Origin of the sequence: Phenylobacterium sp., from assembly GCF_036963605.1 — a bacterium.
GTDB lineage: Bacteria > Pseudomonadota > Alphaproteobacteria > Caulobacterales > Caulobacteraceae > Phenylobacterium.
In genome coordinates, this window is record NZ_JBALUY010000144.1 from 1 (window position 1) to 726 (window position 726).

Here is a 726-nt window from a genome sequence, read left to right on the forward strand (position 1 = left end):
GCCTGCGACATTCGCTGGGGCAGAGAGCGAATGCGGCATGCCCCTAACCCAGGATCGATGACAGGAACTCGCGCGTCCGTTCATGTTTCGGTGCACCGAGGATCGCCTCCGGCGCGCCCTGCTCGCAGATGCGTCCCTTGTCGAAGAAGCACACGCGGTCCGACACTTCGCGCGCAAAGCGCATTTCGTGGGTGACGAGCAGCATGGTCAGGTCATGCTCGTGCGCCAGGCCGCGAATGACGGAAAGCACCTCTCCGACCAATTGGGGATCGAGCGCTGAGGTTGGCTCATCGAACAAGAGGACTTGCGGGCGCATGGCGAGCGCGCGGGCGATGGCCACCCGCTGCTGCTGTCCGCCCGACAGCTGTGCCGGATACTGGTCTTTCTTGTCAGCCAGTCCTACCATCTGGAGCAGTTCGATCGCGCGCACCTCGGCTTCCTCTCGCTGCATCCCAAGTACCCGCACCGGGGCTTCGACCACATTGCGAAGGACAGTCATGTGCGGAAAGAGGTTGAAGCTCTGGAAGACCATTCCGACGTGGTTGCGGATCTGGCGCAGATGCCTTTCGGAGGCCTGAAAACGGCCCCGGCCGCCCGGTTCATGGTAGGACGTTCCATCGAGCGTCAGCCTTCCCTCCTGGAAGGGCTCAAGTGTCATCAAGATCCGCAGCACGGTGGATTTTCCCGAGCCGGATGGGCCGATCAGGGTAACCTTTTCCCCCTTAG

General features: G+C 62.3%; 1 protein-coding gene. It reads right to left on the minus strand.

What is annotated here, in order from left to right:
* Positions 1-43: 43 nt before the first annotated feature.
* Positions 44-726, minus strand: a 683-nt coding sequence (gene ehuA / locus V7702_RS16760) for an ectoine/hydroxyectoine ABC transporter ATP-binding protein EhuA (RefSeq protein WP_335651212.1), incomplete at its 5' end; no start/stop codon positions are given.